Raw genomic sequence first — 17,155 nt, forward strand, 5'->3', positions numbered from 1 at the left:
TCTAAAGTAGCGCAGCAGGGAGTGCTGTAATATGAACATAATACAGCTTCGCCAAACCCTTCTCCTGGTACTGTTGCTCAACAGTACCCTTCTCTTTGCCGAGATTCAGCTGCAGGCTCCTTCAGAAGTGGGAGCGAGTTCGGCGGTGGCCGTATCCTGGCAAGGCTTAAGCGATGAAAGAGATTTTGTCACTATCGTTCCGAAGGGTGAAGCGGAAGGCAAATATAAAAAATACCAGTATGTCCGCAAAGCTGGCGCTATCACTTTGATTGCGCCAGATAAACCCGGTGAATATGAAGTCCGCTATCTGAGTGCGAGCAGCCCCTATACTACCTTGGGCCGTAGCGCTTTAAGAGTCATTGAAGTGACGGCGACAATTAGTGCGCCTGTCACAGCCGTTGCGGGCTCTGAATTTAGCTTTAGCTGGACTGGCCCGGACAATCCGCAAGACTTTGTAACGCTGGTGCCGAGTAATACCCCAGATAAAAAATATAAAAATTATCAGTACACCAAAAAAGGCAGCCAACTTAAACTGCGCGCGCCTGACGAACCGGGCCATTATGAACTGCGTTATTTGCTGGGAAGTTCGCTCAGGAGTATCGCGAAGACACCAATTGAAGTGATGGCCACCCGTGCAAAAGTAAGTGCCCCCAGTCAGGTAACGGCGGGATCTGAATTTTCCGTTGCCTGGGATGGCCCCAATAATGCGCAGGACTTTATTACGTTGGTTGAGCAAGGTGCGCCAGACAAGACCTACAAGCGGTACAAATACACTAAATCCGGCAATCCGGTCGTACTTGTTGCGCCGGATCAACCCGGTGCTTATGAGGTTCGTTACTTAACGGGTGCGTCGAGTTACACGCTGGCCAGCGATGAAATTCAGGTCATTACTACCAGCGCTAGCCTGAGTGCACCGGAGGAAGTCGTTGCTGGTGCTAGCGTTAAGGTGGGCTGGCAAGGACCGAATAACCAGCAGGATTTTATTACTATCGTTGAGCGCGCTGCTGACGAAAAAAAGTACGGTGTCTATCGTTATACTCATCGTGGAAACCCTGTTGCAATACAGGTACCCGAAACGCCGGGTGACTATGAGTTTCGGTATTTGACAGGGGGGTCTTATATCACTTTGGCACAGCGTGCCGTGAAGGTGTTGCCCGCGAGTGCTAGCTTAAAAGTACCAGCGAGTATTGAACTCGGTCAGCCTGTGCCAGTGAGCTGGGAAGGTCCAGGCAATAATCAAGATTTCCTAATGATCGTAACGGCAGGCAGTGCGACTAACCGAGACGGCCCTTATGCTTATGTGCGTCGAGGCAAACATTTACGTATCGCTTCGCCTGCGCAGCCGGGGGACTATGAAGTTCGTTATGTGACGGGTGAACTGAAGCACACGCTGGCGCGTTCGAGTTTGCGGGTGACGCCCTCTAGCGCTCCAGGGACGCTGCAGGTTTTACCTGCCCAGGAGTCTGGCGACGAGGTTAACAGTATGTCTGCAATCGCCGTGATTCTGGATGCCTCTGGCAGTATGCTACAGCGCATAGAAGGCAAGCGTCGCATTGACGTTGCTCGTGAAGCTTTGCTGCAATTGACACAAGAGGTATTACCGGACAATACGCCTTTTGCGCTGCGCGTATTTGGTCATCGTGAGAAGGACAGCTGTCGTACAGACTTGGAAATTCCACTTGGCCCGCTGAATAAAGCTTCGGTCAAACAAAAAATAGCCTCTATCAATGCGATGAATTTGGCGAAGACGCCTATCGCTGATGCGCTTCAAAAGGCGGTTGCTGATCTGGCACAAGCCACGAAAGAAAGAATTATTCTGCTCATTACGGACGGCGAGGAAACCTGTGATGGTGACCCTGCGCAAGCGATAAAAAGCATCAATGACGCGGGTTACAAAGTGCAGGTGAACATTGTGGGTTTTGCTATTGATGAACTGATGTTGCGCGAAACCTTTCAAGAGTGGGCCCGGTTGGGTAATGGGCGCTACTTCGATGCGCCTAATGCAGCGCAATTAGCGGAGAGCTTGCGGCAGTCGATGGAATTATCCTATGAAGTTATTGATCAGGATAACCACTTGGTTGGCGCAGGTATTGTTGGTGGTCCGCCAATCAAATTGTTGCCAGGTAATTACCGGCTTAAATTACTGGGCCACTCACCTAAGATTTTTGAAGATATTCAGATTGAAGCTGAAAAATTAAAAATATTTAACCTGTAAGGGGGGAAAGGGTAATGGCACAGAACGAGAACGAAAAAGAAGAAGCAAAAGGTTTTGATTTGTCGAGGGTGATTGAGGATGCGAAATCGGTCATTACGCAACCGGTAGAGTTTTACCGCGCCATGCCACAAATTGGAGGCTTTACTGAACCCTGTATATTCTTGGCGGTCATGGCCGTGTTGATGGGTGCTATGACAGCGGTGCTATCTTTGTTCGGGCTTGGCCATATCGGTGCAATGGCAATCGGCTTTAGCTCATTATTCCTATTCCCCATTATGGCGCTGATCGGTAGTTTTATCGGCGCATTGATTATGTTTGTCATTTGGAAACTGATGGGTTCGACCAAGGACTATGAAGCGGCCTATCGCTGTGTTTCTTATGCCAGTGTCATCTACCTTATCATGCCTCTGGTCGGCTGGATTCCCTACCTCGGTACCATCGTTAGTTTGGGCCTGGGCATGTACCTGATGTATATCGCAACGATGGAAGTGCATGGGATTAAACAGCAAACTGCACAAACGGCGATAGGTATTTTGGCGGCGGTACTTTTGCTGATGCAGCTTTCGGGTGAATATAACGCGCGTAATTATCAGGCAAAAATGGAAGCTGTCGGCGAGAAATGGCAAAAGAGCGCTGAAGAGGCTAGTAAAACCTTTGAAAAAATGGCCAAAAAAGGCGAAGACATGACACCTGAAGAAGCGGGCAAAGCGCTTGGTGAGTTTTTAAAGGGGATGTCGGAAGCGATGCCTGAAGATGTGAAAAGGAAAATGGAAGAGGCGGCTGCAGAAGCTGAAGCTGAAGTTAAGTCAAATGAATAGATTATGGTCAATGATGCTGTTAAAGATGGTAGCGATGGAAGGCTACGGGAGATGACTAAGCAAGATGAAAAACCAATATAACCAGTGGTACTGTCGATGACGAAAGATGAAAAAAACTGGGGCATGTTTTGTCATATGGCGGTCTTTGCCGGTTTCGTTTTCCCCTTTGGAAACCTGATCGCCCCGCTGGTTTTATGGTTAATGAAAAAGGATGAAATGCCTTTCGTCGACTATAACGGCAAAGAAGTCCTTAATTTTCAGCTTACCTTGTTGATCGCTGTACTTATTAGCTGGTTGCTGGTAGTTGTTGTTATCGGAATTTTCTTGCTCGCAGCGCTTGGGGTTTTTGCGCTGGTGGTAACCATTATCGGGCTCATTAAAGCCAGCCAGGGTGAATACTATCGCTATCCTTTAACGATTCGATTTATTAAATAGAGCGCGTGTCAATGCAGCGCACAAATGTGCCAATTGCAACCTTGTCATGGTGCAGCAAACGGCTTCAAATGACGGTTTCAAGCTTTCTCCGATCCCCCCAGACCCATCAGATAGCCCGAATCCTAGGTTTTAACGGCAATAGCTGGATAATAGTAACGGTAACTGGATAAGGCCTCCTTTCTTGTTTGGGTATCATGGCGAAGACAAAATGCAATAAATGCCGTGAATCGGGAGGAATTGATGTTTACCAAAAAATCTAAAAGCGAGTCAATCGCTCAATGGCAGCGATCACATTTAGCTGTGATGGTCTGTTGTTTGGCATCGGGACAGTTTGCTGCTCCTTTGCTCTATGCTGACGGAAAATCCAGTGCCATCGAAGAAATAGTCGTCACTGCCCGCAAACGGGAAGAAAATTTACAGGAAACCCCCATCTCCATCACCGCCTTCACTTCGCGGTCGCTGGAAGCATTGCAGGTGGATAATATCTCACAAATATCCAACGCAACACCGGGGCTGACCTTTGATTCAAGTACACCAATTTCCGGTAGCCGGGTTTCTTCTTCCATATTCATACGCGGTATTGGGCAAACCGATTTCACACTAGTCAGTGACCCGGGTGTTGGTCTCTATCTGGACGGTGTCTATATCGCTCGTTCAGTGGGCGGAGTGCTGGATGTCGTCGATGTTGAGCGAGTAGAAGTGTTGCGGGGGCCGCAAGGCACACTTTTTGGTAAAAACACTATTGGTGGTGCGATCAACATTACATCACAACGTGCTGGAGAAGAATTTGCCGGTGAGGTCGAGATAAAAACCGGAACCGATGATCGTTTTGATTTTAAAGCCACAGTGGATATTCCCTTTACCACGAATTTTCGTGGTAAGTTTTCCTATGCCAACCTCAACCAGGATGGCAATGTAAAGAATTTAAATGGCGGCAAGGACCTGAACGACACCGATGCTCAGGTTTTTCATGCGCGTTTGGATTTTGAGCCGACGGAATCGTTGTCCATGATGCTAACGGCCGATTGGACAGATCGTGATGAACAGGCACAGGCGCAACGTTTGTTGTCCTTTGAGCCGACCGCCGATTTAGTCGGTGTTGCCCTGAACGATGCCGTCGCTGCGGTCGTTCCGGGCTTTGATATCGGCGACTATACCTGTTTGGGCACCAGTGCCGCGGCCCAGGCGCTGACGGCGGATGATTGTAATAGTCCTTTCGTGACCCGTTCAGGTTCCAACACGCCTTCAGATGCTGAGGTAAAAGGCACCTCATTCACTTTCGCCTATGATTTTGGTGTGGTCACTTTTAAATCGGTGACAGGGTACCGAGAGTTTGATGCACTGTTTGCGCGTGATACCGATAACTCGCCCTACGTATTGGTTGAGACGATCGATACCATGGATCAAGAACAGTTTAGCCAGGAATTTCAGCTCAGCGGTACGGGGTTCAATGATCGCCTGAACTGGTTGCTCGGATACTATCATTTTGAAGAAGAGGGAAATAATCGTAATGATGTGATTACCTCTACTTTCTACCTCAAGAGCGGTGGCGACATTGACAACGACAGCGATGCTTTCTTTGGTCAGGTCACCTTTGATATTAACGATCGCTGGTCGGTTACCGCTGGTTTACGTAAAACCGACGAAACCAAGAGTTTTACCCCGGATCAATTTGTGACCGTCGATCCCAGTGGTAATTTGGCGATGACATTTCTGGATAATACCCTGCAGTTCGCCAAGGTAGTTCGTGGCCAGTTACCCACAGTTGCTGAGTTCGATTTAGTGCCGAATCAAAAATTTGAGCGAGATTTCGATGAGACCACGGGGTTATTGAGTGTCGATTTTAAAGCCACGCAAGATCTGCTTATTTATGCATCCTATGCCACTGGCTTTAAGAGTGGTGGCTTTAATCAGCGTATACCACCACCGGGTGTGCTGGAGCCGATCAACTATGAGCCGGAAACCTCCGCGACCTATGAGTTGGGGTGGAAATGGACGAACCAGGCCAGCACGTTGCGTATTAACGGGAGCTACTATTTTACCGAGTATGAGGATTTGCAGGTGAATGTCTTTGCGGGAGTCGCACCCACCACCCTGAATGCGGTAGAAGCGGAAATTCAGGGCTATGAAATTGAGTTATTAGCGAATCCTATCGAGGCGTTGAGTATCAGTGCAAATATCGCTTATATCGACGCTGAGTATACTAAAGCGCCAGGAGCTATTCCCGGTGCGCGCACCATTAATAAAAATGATAAATTCCCTAATACCCCTGAATTTACGGCCTTTGTCGGTGTTGACTACACTTGGGAGCTGGCAGCGGGTGAACTGACACTGCATACGGATTGGTCTTACCGCGACGAGGTGCAGAACAATACGATCAATTCACCCCAAATTGAACAGGATGCCCTGAACCTGTTTAACGCCGCTCTGATTTATCGTACGGGTGAGCACTGGCAATTTGCCTTTTCCGGCCGTAATTTGAGCGATGAAACCTATATCATCACCGGTAACGAGGAACTACCGGGGTTTGGCTATGCGGAAGCTGTGTACGCAAAGGAAAGGGAATGGGCGCTATCGGCTAAATACAGTTTTTAATTGATTTATCAACAGGGACTTGTGGCGAACTGAAACCCTTCGGTTCGCCTTTATTTTCAGGCAAAGCCATTGTGCCTGAGAGCAATTAATGTTGTTATAATACGATCTAATTATGGTGACAGCACAACATACGCGTATGTATAGCAAGCCTATTCCATTAGAACGCTATAATTGTTTTAGCTCCTCTCGGGTTGAAGAGGTGAGGAAGGTTGTTACCCATTCATATTGCCCGCATGACTTAGAGCTGGCGCGCTTCGATAATCGCCTAAAGGCCCATTACAACAGTTTTCGCTTGCGGGGGATGTCGCTTAATTTTCTCTCCTATGGCGCTGATATAGAGATAGTGCCGGGTACCTTCCAGGCGTTTTACATGCTGGAATTCCCGCTGTCTGGCTCGGTTAGTCTTGAGTATGGTCAGTCCCGCTATAAAACCCAGCCGGGCCTGGGGACCCTGATCTCTCCGCATGAGGCGGTGCGTTCGCGTTGGTCTGCCGATTGCGAGCAGGTGATGGTTAAGATTGATCGTAAATCTCTTGAGGGTTATCTGAGTCAGGAGGCTAAAATTATCCTTACCGAGCCTTTGGAGTTTGAGCCGTTAATTGATTTCACCAGTGCCAAAGGTGAGTTAATCAAAGACTTTATCCTGATGTTGTTAAAACAGGCTGATAGCTGCCCTGATTTGATTGCACGAAAACAGGTAGCAATAGAGCTTGAAAGAGTATTTTCAGCACTAATCTTAAATAACCTGGATCATAATTATCGTCAGCAACTGGCAATAGCGGAAAGACCTATTGTTCCTAAAATTGTCAGTCGGGCTCAGAAATTCATTGAAGATAATTTTGCTGAATGCGTTACGCTGGAAGATATTGTGGAAGCTTCTGGCTGCAGTGAACGAGCACTCTACTCAGCCTTTAAGCAGTTCCTTGGTATTACTCCGTTGAATTACCTAAAGAATGTACGTTTCGAAAATGTTCGTGCCGGCTTGCAGCAGGCAGGCAACAAAGGCAAAGTTTCTGAAATCGCCTACCAAAATGGCTTCACCCATATGGGCCGATTTTCCGCCGAGTACATACAACGCTATAACGAAAAACCCTCGGATACACTGCGTTTTTCTTAAGGAATTATTCAGAGGTTCCTTAAGTATTGAGGGATTCTTGATGAGTCCTTGTTAATCTCGGCTTATCCAGTTAGTACTTCCGCTATCCTAATCCTGTGTTTTATCGATCCCGGCGGGGACTGCTGATTGTATGTCGCTGTAAGTCAATGCCATGATTGCTTAAATCCCAATTCGCGGACGAGGAATTTTTGATGGGTAAATTATGGCTAGGGGGTGTCAGCCTGCTGACTCGTTTTTTCGTGCATTCACTGTTTTTACTGTTGTTGGCGTTATCTTTGATATTCCTGATGGAGGATGGTTTTTATCAAAACTGGTTTGGCTTTCTCGCTATCAGTTGTATTCCTTCGTTGGTGATTATTAATGCTGTTTGGCAGTTTAACTATCCGAACAAACTTGCGCGTATTCATAGCCAGCCTTGGCGGGGCCTGAGTTTTACCCTGTTGGCGATAGCTTTGGGGTTAATTGTTGCCGCCCTTAGCATGCAGTGGGTAGGGCTAAATATTGCACCACCCACACCCTTTTTAATGATGTTCATTATATTGTCGGTGGTTGCGGTCATGTGGCAACTGCTGGTGTTCGAAGGCTGGCCGTTTCATGGGTTGAGTAACTCGATGAAAGGCTGGGCTATGCTGTGTTCTTCCTATGTACTGGCGTATCTGCTTTACCAAATCTTTTTTGACTTTTCATTGTTGTCCGGTATTCCCGAAAGCTGGCGCGCTATTGCGCCGCTGGGATTGTTTGAGCCCTGGACGGCGATAGTTTATTTGATTACAACCTTGAGTGTTATCTTTGCCTTCCAGTTGGTAGATTTTAGGCCCTTCACGAACCTCAGATCCAAGCAAAATCTATGTGCCAAACAGCCATATCATGGGTTGCTATTGGGGAGCACAGTGCTGCTACTTTCGCTCCTGACTTTTTGGCTGGCAACGCAGTTTTTCAAGATCGACCCTGTCACTTTTATGGTGAAGGCACCGGTATCCTTCCTGTTTGGACTTTTTCTCATGATGGATACCACGGGCAATCAAGTGTTTTTATCCATTCGCCAGCCTTGGCGAGGGTTACTGTTGATTGCCCTAAGCATGATGCTTGGCGCGCTCATGTGCCGAGGCTACGAGTGGATTATGTATGGCGTGTTAGCTCATATTGTCAGTGGCGCACCAACTTACAGTGCGGAGCTTTGGTTAGCGAATGCGATGTTGTCGATGACCTTTCCATTGATTCTTATCTATTGCCACTTCTTTAAATTTTGGCCGATTCAGCGTTACCCGCTGTGAGCCCTGTTCAGGAAATGAGATAGAGATAACGGTTATGGTTTCCCTCCGCAGGCGACTCTGCTTGCTTATGGCCAAGCATTAAAGTGCTTGGCCTTTTTTTAGAGGGTCTCTTAATAGACTTCTGCATTATTCCTTAACCGTTAGCACAACGTTGACGATCCGAATCGTGCATCAAATATCCAGTCTGCGCTCTAATTTGGTTCCCTTCGCCCTAAAGTTACTTGCTCTGAGGTAATCTTTTTAGAACGAATATTTGGCGTGCAATGAACGCACCCACAAATGAGTTAACCTCTTACCACTGAAAAATTTGAAGGGCAAATTGCTGTATGAATCGATTGGATAGTTTAAGGACAATAACTCGCCCTATTTTAACCTGCTATTTGCCAGTGGGAGATCCGCTGGCGCTGCCAAGTCAGGTGGAAATTTATGCCCAACAGGGTGTTGATGTGTTTGAAATTGGTATCCCCTGTAGCGAGCCATTTTTTGACGGCGAACTGGTGCAAAACTCAATGAGTCGTGCGCTCGCCACGGCGGTTAAGCAACGCGATATTGCCAAGTGTGCAAGTCGAATACGGCAACAACATCAGGACAAAGCCGTGGTCATGATGGGTTATCAAAACCTGTGTTTGGAGCAGCTATTAATTAATGGGAAAGCTGAGTTCGATGGCCTGCTTCAGGTCGGTGCCGCGAAACAGGAAAGTGAGCTTGAGGCTGCCGCCATCCGGCCTATTGTTTTCGTGCCCCATGATTTACCTGAAGAAATGATTGCTTTAGCGCGCCTTTGTTCTGGTTATGTGATGTTGCAGGCGGCGAGTGGGAAAACCGGATTACGTAATGAATTCGATATGAGTAATAAGATGAAAATTGAAAGATTACGAGCCAATGGCGTTGTCGCGCCAATTTTGTTGGGGGTTGGTATCTCCAATGCTGAACAGGCGAGACAGGCTATTGAATGTGGTGCCGATGGTGTGATTATCGGATCAGCCTGCTTGGCGAAAATGCTGGAGGGCGAAGCCCAACTGCGTGATTTCCTGGCGGCAATAAGGAGCGCGCTCAATGGTTCAAGATAAGATGTTATTGGCGTTTGATGTCGGAACAACCGCTGTCAAAGGAGCGATTTATACCGCTGGAGGCCAATGCCTGTTTAGCACGGGAATTGCCTATGGGAAACGCTCCTCCCAGCCTGGCTGGGTTGAGCAAAATCCGCAGGATTGGATGGATTGCATGACCGATGTCATTGCACAGATAGCGCAGCAATTCGATCTTGAATCTATTGTAGGTATTGGTATTTGTAGCCAGGTTAATACCCATATTTTTGTGGACGAACATGGTCAGGCATTGATGGACGCTATTGTTTGGGACGATCAACGGTGTGCTGAAGTGACTGAAGAATTGAATCATTGCATTGAGCAATGCGTTAAGCGCGAGCAGGATGAAAAAATTGGGTTATTGGACAGCTCTTCATTAATCAGTCGGGCGCAGTGGGTGCAATATTATAACCCGGAGGTATGGCAGCAAACCCGCTGGATTCTCTCGCCCAAGGATTATTGTATTTTGCAGTTGACCGGTGAGCGGGTAACCGATGCCTTAAGTTCCGTCGGGCTGGTCGCTGAGTCTGGCGGTTACCTGAAGCAGGCATTAGCCTTAGTGGCTGGGCTAGAGCAACGGTTACCGCCTATCAAGTCGATTCATCAAATCGCTGGCCACTTAAAAGAGGGCTGGTGTGGGATCAAAATAGGGTGCCCGGTGGTGGTGGGAACCATGGATTGCTGGGCCAGTCTGTTCGGCTCTGGTGCGTTTTCACATGGCCAAGGCTTTCAACTGGCAGGTACTTCTGAAATTCTTGGTTTGGTATCTGAGCAAGCGCACCCGGCGTCGGGAGTGGTTACTTTTCCGGCCTATCAGGGGCTCTATTTGCACGCAGGGCCAACCCAGGCGGGCGGTGATGCCTTAGACTGGTTTGCCCGTGGTTTGGATAAGGATGTTAATCAACTGCTACTTGAGGTTGCGGCGAGAGAGCCAATCAAAGATCCGTTACTATTTTTGCCCTACCTGATGGGTGAGCGGGCGCCGATCTGGGATCCGAAGGCGAGGGGCGCGTTTATCGGCTTGACGAAGAATCATGACTCGCACTCTATGGTGCGTGCGGTCATGCAGGGGGTTGGCTTTTCGGCACGGCATTTGATGGAGCATCTTGAGCAGGCGGCGGGTTTTAGTTGTGACACGCTGGTGATTAGCGGGGGTGCGTCGCGTAGCGATCTATGGTGTCAGATTAAGGCCGATATCATGAACCGTACCCTCGATCGGGTCGAAAACGTTGATACCGGAACCTTTGGTGCTGCGTTGCTGGCGGCCACGGGGGTGGGTATTTATAGCAGTTTGCAAGAAGCCGTCACCAAGGGTGTGGTGATTAATCGCAGCTTTCATCCGCAGTCAACCACTCGGGATAGGAATGACGCTCTTTATCGCTCCTATCGTGAAAGTTACCAACAGTTAAAACCAGTCTTCGATAGTCTGTATAAAATTATGTCTTGAGCTATTTTTGCAGCTATCAGCAGCGGTGGTTTTCCCCCGGCTTGGATACCATGCGAGCCATTTCAAAAGCTAATCAATAACAGGGTCAAGGAGGCGGCATGCCTATTCGAGTTGCAATCAACGGCTATGGGCGTATTGGTCGTAACATATTGCGCGCATTGTATGAGTCCGGTAAGCGTGATCAGATTCAAATCGTCGCGGTGAATGACTTGGGTGATACCCAACTCAACGCGCACCTAACGCGTTACGATTCTGTGCATGGTCGCTTTGTTGGCGAGCTAAGCGACGACAAGGATGGATTGATTGTGAATGGTGACAGGATTGAGATTCTGAGCGAACGCGAACCAAAAAATCTGCCGTGGCGTAGATTAAATATCGATGTGGTTTACGAGTGTACGGGCTTTTTTACTCAACGCGCAACAGCCATTGGACATCTTGAAGCTGGCGCGAGAAAAGTGATTATTTCCGCTCCAGCGAATGATGTGGATGCTACTGTGGTGTACGGTGTAAACCACCAGGTATTAACAGCGAGCAGTCAGATCATCTCGAACGCGTCCTGTACCACGAATTGCTTGGCTCCGGTGGCAAAGGTTTTGAATGACGCCATTGGTATTGAACAGGGTTCAATGACCACAGTACATGCCTATACCAATGATCAAAAGTTACAGGATGTTTATCATGCCGATATTTATCGTGCCCGTGCGGTAATGCAATCCATGATCCCGACGAAAACCGGTGCGGCCCAGGCGGTGGGGTTGGTGTTACCGGAGCTGGCGGGCAAACTGGATGGCATGGCGGTGCGTGTTCCTGTCGCGAATGTGTCGTTAGTCGATTTTCATTTTCTCGCCGCTCGTGACACCAGCCTGAATGAAGTAAATCGCTTAATAAAGGAGGCTTCAATGCAAGGCCCTTTGCAAGGCATTCTCGCCTACTGTGATGAGCCATTGGTATCTGTGGATTTCAATCACCATCCCGCATCCGCCAATTTTGATGCTGCCCATACCCGTGTTAAAGGGCGTATGGTGAAGGTGATGGCCTGGTATGACAATGAGTGGGGGTTCTCCAATCGGATGTTGGATAATACGCTGGCATTGATGGCGGCTAGTGGTAGTTAAATTAAGCCTGAGTAGCCTGCCCATCATAAAGATCGCCCTGAAAGTATCCCGCTTGTGCCATTTGCTCTTCAATAAAAATCAGCGGTTGCATCTTCTCGCGTGTCCATTGCGGGGCAATCAATTCATCCCAGCGGTTAGCGACAGCGGCGAGCCGCTGTACGGCAACCTGGGGTGAGAGATGGCGCAAGAAAATAATCACCCGGCGGGCATATTCATCGAGTTCGATTGTGGCAAATTCCCCGTTCTGATAAAGCGTTGCTAACGGGGTGTTTTTTAACACATGCAGATTATGCAGTTTGACATTATCAATCGGCAGTTGGTTAATCTGTCGCGCGGTGGCAATCAAACGCTCATCGCTTTCATTGGGTAGGCCGAATATAAGATGTATGCCGATATCCGCTGTGGTCTGTTCATGCAAGCGTTGAATTGCCTTGAGTGATGATTCCGCATGATGACCGCGACGTAAAAAGGCCAACTGATCATCGAAAAAGCTCTGTACGCCGAGCTCAACCATCAGATAGCTATTTTTTGCTGTGTCGCGGAATAACGGAAAGATTCGCTCCGGCAAGCAATCAGGCCGCGTACCCACCACTAGCCCAACGATATCGGGCTCTGCGAGAGCTATTTTGAATCGCTCCTCCAGTGCTGAAATGCGGCCTAGCGTGTTGGTGTAGGCTTGAAAATAAACCAGAAATTTGTTCGCTCGTAAACGTCGCTGAACGTGTTTGCGATTACTACTGATTTGCTCCGCCAAGTCGTTTTCGCGCTCGAAGGGATAGGCTGCTGAACCGTATTCGTCGCAGAAAATACAGGCTGCCATTTTCGGGCTTTGTCGGTTAGGGCAGGTTTCCGCGACGCTCACGGAAATCTTGCCGACTTTCTCGCCAAAGCGGCTTTTAAAATACTGGCTGATAGGATAGTAGCGGCGCTCTTGCCAAGCTGTCATAACTCAGCCAGTCCAAGGCAAAATGAGAAGCATGTTTTTAATTCGTGGCGTCAATTGATGGGCTTAAAATCGATCGGGTGACCTTTTTCGTCCATACTGTTGATGGTGATACCCAGTACTTGGACGTCGCCATCCAGCACATTGATCGTTACCCTTGCCAGTACCAGTTCGCGTTCAAACTTTGCCTTAAAAATAAATTCACCCATGGTGCCTTTGGAGCCGGAATAATATTTGCCCATTTCAACTTCTTGCATCTCTTGGAAAAGTCCCAGAGTACTGAATTGATCCAGATAGGCTTTGCCCTCATCGGTTGAAGCTTTTTCTAAGAAGGCATCATCCACGCGGGATTGGATATCTTGCAAGCGCCAAGTTTGGGATAAATCCTGCATAAAGGTGTTAACAAAAGGTTGGTGTAGCGTTTTAAAAGTCTGTGATTTGTTGGCCACGTAAATGTTTGCGCCAACAAAAAGTACGAAAATAATAGTGAAAAAAACAAACAGCTTTCTAAGGAAGCTCATTAACTTAGTAATCCTTTGGATAGTTACTTTAAAATCATTATTACCCATTCAAGGATCTTGATCTATGTGTTCTCAGGCTTGATTGGCAGGCAAAACGAAGCAAGATGATTTAGATCAAGCGGGTTGAGTTAAACCGGGTTCAATGCTGTTCATGGCCATGATATAACTGTGGGCGTGATACAACTAAAGAATTAATCAGAACCTCCCTAAACAGGTTTATAGATATTCAGAGAGTATTTTATGAACAGCGGCACAGAGAATCCTAAAATAAAGGCAGTTTACGATGCACTATCGGAGGTTTTCGATCCAGAAGTAGGCGTTAATATTGTCGATCTTGGCCTGATCTACAACGTGATTTGCGAGGGATCCAAAATATCCGTTACGTTGACCTTGACCTCCGCAGGTTGCCCTATGGGTGACCAGATCGTTGAAGAGGCGCAGCAGGCGGTAGAAAAAATTGCGCAGGGTGCCGAGGTAGCAATTGAGCTGGTGTGGGAACCCTTCTGGCGACCGGACATGATGTCAGCAGAAGCGAAGAAAATACTGGGGTGGTGAATTCAGTTTTCTGTTAGGAAAGAGAGATGAAACAGAATTTCCACAATCTTTTACGCGTACCATTACTGGTATTGGGTATGGCATCGCTGGTCGTCGGCACATTAGCCGGCATCGCCCGGCTGGGCTGGTCAGTGCCTCCGGTTGGATTGTCACAGATACCCCATCATGGGGTGCTCATGGTCGCCGCCTTTTTTGGCACAGTGATTGGTTTGGAGCGCGCGGTCGCCATTGCTAAAGGCTGGGCATACAGCGCGCCCCTGTTGAGCGGGTTGGGTGGCATCAGCTTAATGTTGGGGTTTGATCCACAGCTCGGCTTTGGTCTGATTCTGCTAGGTAGTGTCATCTTTGTGGCGGCCTCGGTAGCGGTATTGAAAATCCAGCCAGCGATTCACAATTGGATTCTACTGAGTGGCGCTATCGGTTTGGTGGTTGGTAACCTGCTGTTGCTGTTAGGTGTGCATATGCAGATATCAGTGTTATGGTGGATGGTCTATCTAGTTCTGACCATAGCTGGCGAGCGCCTTGAGCTGAGTCGCTTGGCGATTCGTAGTGATAGAAAACGGCAAGGGTTAGCCGTGCTCTCTTTACTTCCTTGGCTAGGAGCGCTGATCGGTATTTGGCGGTTTTCGCTGGGAGAGCTAATTGTTGCAGTTGGTATTTTAGCTATTGCGCTTTGGTTAATTAGCTATGATATTGCCCGGCGCACGGTGCGTCAGAGTGGTCTGCCAAGGTTTACCGCATTCTGTATGTTGGCGGGCTACGGATGGTTGTTTGTTGCCGCGCTGCTATTGCTGCTAAACAACCTTAGCGTAATGGTGGTTGTGCGCGATACACCTCTGCACGCACTGTTTTTGGGTTTTGTGTTTTCTATGGTGCTGGGACATGCGCTGATTATTTTTCCTGCCGTAACGCGATTGAAAATCCCTTATTCCCCTCTGTTTTATATTCCGCTCGTGTTCCTGCATGGCACGCTCTTGGTGCGGGTAACTGGCGGGTTGAGTTTACAGACCAAGCTCTACGCATTAGGTGGGTTGCTTAATGCCGTGGCATTAGTCGTATTTATTGCTGCAATGATTTATGCCATCTACCGGGGAGCTCGGTCTCGCCGGAGTTAAATGCTGCCTGTTAAGGCTTTATCACCAGTAAATCTGTATGCAGATTATTGATGATTTTCTCCGCCGTATTACCCAAAAGCAGTCCTTTTATTCCTTTGCGGCCGACACTTCCCATGATCACCAAGTCTGCTTTGGTTTTGCTGGCGACGCTAGCGATTTCTATAGCCGGATTGCCAGCGCTAATATGTATCTCAGCATCGTTAATAGCATGTTCTTGTAGAAGATTTTGGACTTTCTTATAGGCGGCAGCGCCTTTTTTGTGAATAACATCTCCCGCCTCGACGATGACGAGCTCTTCGAGTGCTTTCGCAATTGGAATGATATAGGTGGCGTGCAAATGGCTGTAATCATAATTCGCCCATTGTTTCGCGGTACTCAGCACCTTGGTATTAATTTGTTGCTGAAGCGTACTGGTGCTTTTGACATCAAGTGTGATCAGCACCCGATGATTACTTTTCTTTTTTGGTGAAGAGTCTATCAGTAACAGTGAGCAGGTCAGTTGACGGATCAGTTTCCAGTCGGTGGGAGAATACAGCACGGATTTTGATTTGTGTTTGGATTTTATAACGAGATCAAAACCACTTTTTTTGCAGGTTTGACAAATCCAATCGGCTATATCATCGCAGTCCACTAGCTTGCAGGAAACCTCAATGCCAGGTTCGAATACATGGTCAATGCTATTTTCAAGCTGTTCACTGAGCGCAGTAATTTTCTGTTCATCAGTTGAGGCATCAGTCGTCGTACCGATAAAACTGACGACCTTCACTGTAGCATTGGCATGCTTGGCGAGGAGGTTCGCTTTACGCAATGCTTTATCGCTACTGCGGCTATTTTCCCAGACCACTAAAATACGTTTCATGACGATTCCTGATATTGCTTGAGGGCGGCAAAAGTCCAAATTCTAGAGATGTCATAGTAAACTAGCAAGGTTATCGGGTTAAACTGGGCATGATTAAGAACAATACCAACTTCATGGAGCGAGCAGCTTATGCCAAAGTTTGATGAATTTGACCGAAGAATTTTTCCGAGCGCTGCGGATGACGTTAAACACGCAAAAAAAGCGGGCGTGCGCAGCCCTTATACCGACTCCTCCGCCTATAAGTTGGCCTACGATGACGAGGAGTTTATTTTACGCGATGAGAATCGTCCGGTAAGGCTACTGTTGGAACTCAGTAAGCCGGAGTTAGTACTGAACGAAAACAATATCAGGAATACGGTGGTGATGTTTGGCAGTGCCCGTACCCTTGACCTGGAAACGGCGCAGCGCGAGTTATCCGCCATAGCAGCCCAGTTGTCGAGCAATAAAAACGACATTGAATTACAGCAGCAAGAAATACGGGCAAAAAGGCAGCTCAAGCAAGCCGGCTATTACCAAGAGGCGAGAGCGTTGGCGCGCATAATTACTGAAAAATCCATGAGTAATGAAGTGCCGAGTCTGCATGTGATCACTGGTGGTGGCCCCGGTATCATGGAGGCGGCCAACCGTGGTGCCAGTGATGTGGGCGGAAAGTCGGTTGGTTTGAATATTGTTTTGCCCAAAGAGCAACATCCCAACCCCTATATCACGCCGGAACTTTGTTTTCGCTTCCATTATTTTGCCATGAGGAAAATGCATTTTTTAATGCGCGCCAGGGCCTTAGCGGTTTTCCCAGGGGGCTTTGGTACGCTCGATGAATTATTCGAAACTCTGACCTTAGTGCAGACTGAAAAAATTGCACCTTTCCCCATATTATTATTTGGTCGTGATTATTGGCAAAAAGTGCTGAACCTGGAGCTGCTGGTTGAGGAGGGTATGATCGACCCTGAGGATTTGCAGCTCATTACCTATGTCGAAACGGCAGAACAAGCCTGGCAAGTGATGGAAAAGCACGTGGCGCGTAAAAGTCAGCCCGAGAACCATTAGGGTAGGCGTTTACT

Annotated in this window: 15 protein-coding genes; 12 read left to right on the forward strand and 3 right to left on the reverse strand. The window is 48.0% G+C overall.

The features are described 5' to 3' along the window. Positions 1-31 precede the first annotated feature (31 nt). The 9 genes from H6995_00660 (at position 32) to gap (ending at position 12,104) form a co-directional block, all read left to right on the forward strand. A complete protein-coding gene (locus H6995_00660) occupies positions 32-2,215 on the forward strand; it encodes a VWA domain-containing protein (protein ID MCP5213507.1) in 2,184 nt (727 codons plus the stop codon). Positions 2,216-2,229: 14 nt separating this feature from the next. Then, the gene (locus tag H6995_00665) at positions 2,230-3,033 is read left to right on the forward strand and encodes a YIP1 family protein (protein ID MCP5213508.1); all 804 of its coding nucleotides are present in this window, start codon (positions 2,230-2,232) and stop codon (positions 3,031-3,033) included. 96 nt (positions 3,034-3,129) lie between these two features. Next, positions 3,130-3,468 (forward strand): DUF4870 domain-containing protein, encoded by a 339-nt coding sequence (locus H6995_00670; GenBank protein MCP5213509.1) that lies wholly within the window; start codon positions 3,130-3,132, stop codon positions 3,466-3,468. 240 nt (positions 3,469-3,708) lie between these two features. Then, positions 3,709-6,063, forward strand: coding sequence for a TonB-dependent receptor (locus H6995_00675; protein ID MCP5213510.1), 2,355 nt, complete (start codon positions 3,709-3,711; stop codon positions 6,061-6,063). A 112-nt stretch (positions 6,064-6,175) separates the two neighbouring features. Next, positions 6,176-7,180, forward strand: a complete 1,005-nt coding sequence (locus H6995_00680; protein MCP5213511.1) for an AraC family transcriptional regulator — start codon at positions 6,176-6,178, stop codon at positions 7,178-7,180. Positions 7,181-7,371: 191 nt separating this feature from the next. Beyond that, a complete protein-coding gene (locus tag H6995_00685) occupies positions 7,372-8,454 on the forward strand; it encodes a hypothetical protein (protein ID MCP5213512.1) in 1,083 nt (360 codons plus the stop codon). A 326-nt stretch (positions 8,455-8,780) separates the two neighbouring features. Then, positions 8,781-9,524 carry a tryptophan synthase subunit alpha gene (gene trpA, locus H6995_00690; protein ID MCP5213513.1) on the forward strand — a complete coding sequence of 248 codons (744 nt, stop codon included), beginning with the start codon at positions 8,781-8,783 and terminating at the stop codon, positions 9,522-9,524. After that, entirely contained in the window at positions 9,511-10,989 is a 1,479-nt protein-coding gene (locus tag H6995_00695) for a carbohydrate kinase (protein ID MCP5213514.1), read from the forward strand. Before trpA ends, H6995_00695 begins: the two co-directional genes overlap by 14 nt. A gap of 98 nt (positions 10,990-11,087) precedes the next feature. Continuing rightward, on the forward strand, positions 11,088-12,104 hold the full coding sequence (gap, locus tag H6995_00700) for a type I glyceraldehyde-3-phosphate dehydrogenase (GenBank protein ID MCP5213515.1): 1,017 nt from the start codon (positions 11,088-11,090) through the stop codon (positions 12,102-12,104). A 1-nt stretch (position 12,105) separates the two neighbouring features. Here the strand turns inward: gap and H6995_00705 are convergent, their stop codons facing one another. Next, positions 12,106-13,050 (reverse strand): TIGR01212 family radical SAM protein, encoded by a 945-nt coding sequence (locus tag H6995_00705; GenBank protein MCP5213516.1) that lies wholly within the window; start codon positions 13,048-13,050, stop codon positions 12,106-12,108. A 50-nt stretch (positions 13,051-13,100) separates the two neighbouring features. After that, positions 13,101-13,568 carry a hypothetical protein gene (locus tag H6995_00710; GenBank protein ID MCP5213517.1) on the reverse strand — a complete coding sequence of 156 codons (468 nt, stop codon included), beginning with the start codon at positions 13,566-13,568 and terminating at the stop codon, positions 13,101-13,103. Positions 13,569-13,808: 240 nt separating this feature from the next. Here H6995_00710 and H6995_00715 point away from each other — a divergent pair, with 240 nt between their 5' ends. Together H6995_00715 and H6995_00720 are read left to right on the forward strand one after the other, a co-directional pair. Further along, positions 13,809-14,123 carry a metal-sulfur cluster assembly factor gene (locus H6995_00715; protein ID MCP5213518.1) on the forward strand — a complete coding sequence of 105 codons (315 nt, stop codon included), beginning with the start codon at positions 13,809-13,811 and terminating at the stop codon, positions 14,121-14,123. A 26-nt stretch (positions 14,124-14,149) separates the two neighbouring features. Continuing rightward, positions 14,150-15,238, forward strand: a complete 1,089-nt coding sequence (locus H6995_00720; GenBank protein ID MCP5213519.1) for a hypothetical protein — start codon at positions 14,150-14,152, stop codon at positions 15,236-15,238. 10 nt (positions 15,239-15,248) lie between these two features. Here the strand turns inward: H6995_00720 and H6995_00725 are convergent, their stop codons facing one another. Then, entirely contained in the window at positions 15,249-16,097 is an 849-nt protein-coding gene (locus tag H6995_00725; protein MCP5213520.1) for a universal stress protein, read from the reverse strand. 129 nt (positions 16,098-16,226) lie between these two features. On the opposite strand from H6995_00725, the gene H6995_00730 reads away from it, so the two are divergent. Beyond that, positions 16,227-17,141 (forward strand): LOG family protein, encoded by a 915-nt coding sequence (locus H6995_00730; protein ID MCP5213521.1) that lies wholly within the window; start codon positions 16,227-16,229, stop codon positions 17,139-17,141. The last annotated feature ends 14 nt before the right edge of the window (positions 17,142-17,155 follow it).

It is taken from the genome of Pseudomonadales bacterium, from assembly GCA_024234615.1.
Classification (GTDB): domain Bacteria; phylum Pseudomonadota; class Gammaproteobacteria; order Pseudomonadales; family IMCC2047; genus JAJFKB01.

Excerpts from the sequence above, each read along its gene's own strand:
- H6995_00730 (MCP5213521.1), top strand. The coding sequence starts at position 16,227 with ATGCCAAAGTTTGATGAATTTGACCGAAGAATTTTTCCGAGCGCTGCG.
- H6995_00705 (MCP5213516.1), bottom strand. The coding sequence starts at position 13,050 with ATGACAGCTTGGCAAGAGCGCCGCTACTATCCTATCAGCCAGTATTTT.
- trpA (MCP5213513.1), top strand. The coding sequence starts at position 8,781 with ATGAATCGATTGGATAGTTTAAGGACAATAACTCGCCCTATTTTAACC.
- H6995_00725 (MCP5213520.1), bottom strand. The coding sequence starts at position 16,097 with ATGAAACGTATTTTAGTGGTCTGGGAAAATAGCCGCAGTAGCGATAAA.
- H6995_00660 (MCP5213507.1), top strand. The coding sequence starts at position 32 with ATGAACATAATACAGCTTCGCCAAACCCTTCTCCTGGTACTGTTGCTC.
- H6995_00670 (MCP5213509.1), top strand. The coding sequence starts at position 3,130 with ATGACGAAAGATGAAAAAAACTGGGGCATGTTTTGTCATATGGCGGTC.
- H6995_00685 (MCP5213512.1), top strand. The coding sequence starts at position 7,372 with ATGGGTAAATTATGGCTAGGGGGTGTCAGCCTGCTGACTCGTTTTTTC.
- H6995_00715 (MCP5213518.1), top strand. The coding sequence starts at position 13,809 with ATGAACAGCGGCACAGAGAATCCTAAAATAAAGGCAGTTTACGATGCA.
- gap (MCP5213515.1), top strand. The coding sequence starts at position 11,088 with ATGCCTATTCGAGTTGCAATCAACGGCTATGGGCGTATTGGTCGTAAC.
- H6995_00680 (MCP5213511.1), top strand. The coding sequence starts at position 6,176 with ATGGTGACAGCACAACATACGCGTATGTATAGCAAGCCTATTCCATTA.
- H6995_00695 (MCP5213514.1), top strand. The coding sequence starts at position 9,511 with ATGGTTCAAGATAAGATGTTATTGGCGTTTGATGTCGGAACAACCGCT.
- H6995_00710 (MCP5213517.1), bottom strand. The coding sequence starts at position 13,568 with ATGAGCTTCCTTAGAAAGCTGTTTGTTTTTTTCACTATTATTTTCGTA.
- H6995_00675 (MCP5213510.1), top strand. The coding sequence starts at position 3,709 with ATGTTTACCAAAAAATCTAAAAGCGAGTCAATCGCTCAATGGCAGCGA.
- H6995_00665 (MCP5213508.1), top strand. The coding sequence starts at position 2,230 with ATGGCACAGAACGAGAACGAAAAAGAAGAAGCAAAAGGTTTTGATTTG.
- H6995_00720 (MCP5213519.1), top strand. The coding sequence starts at position 14,150 with ATGAAACAGAATTTCCACAATCTTTTACGCGTACCATTACTGGTATTG.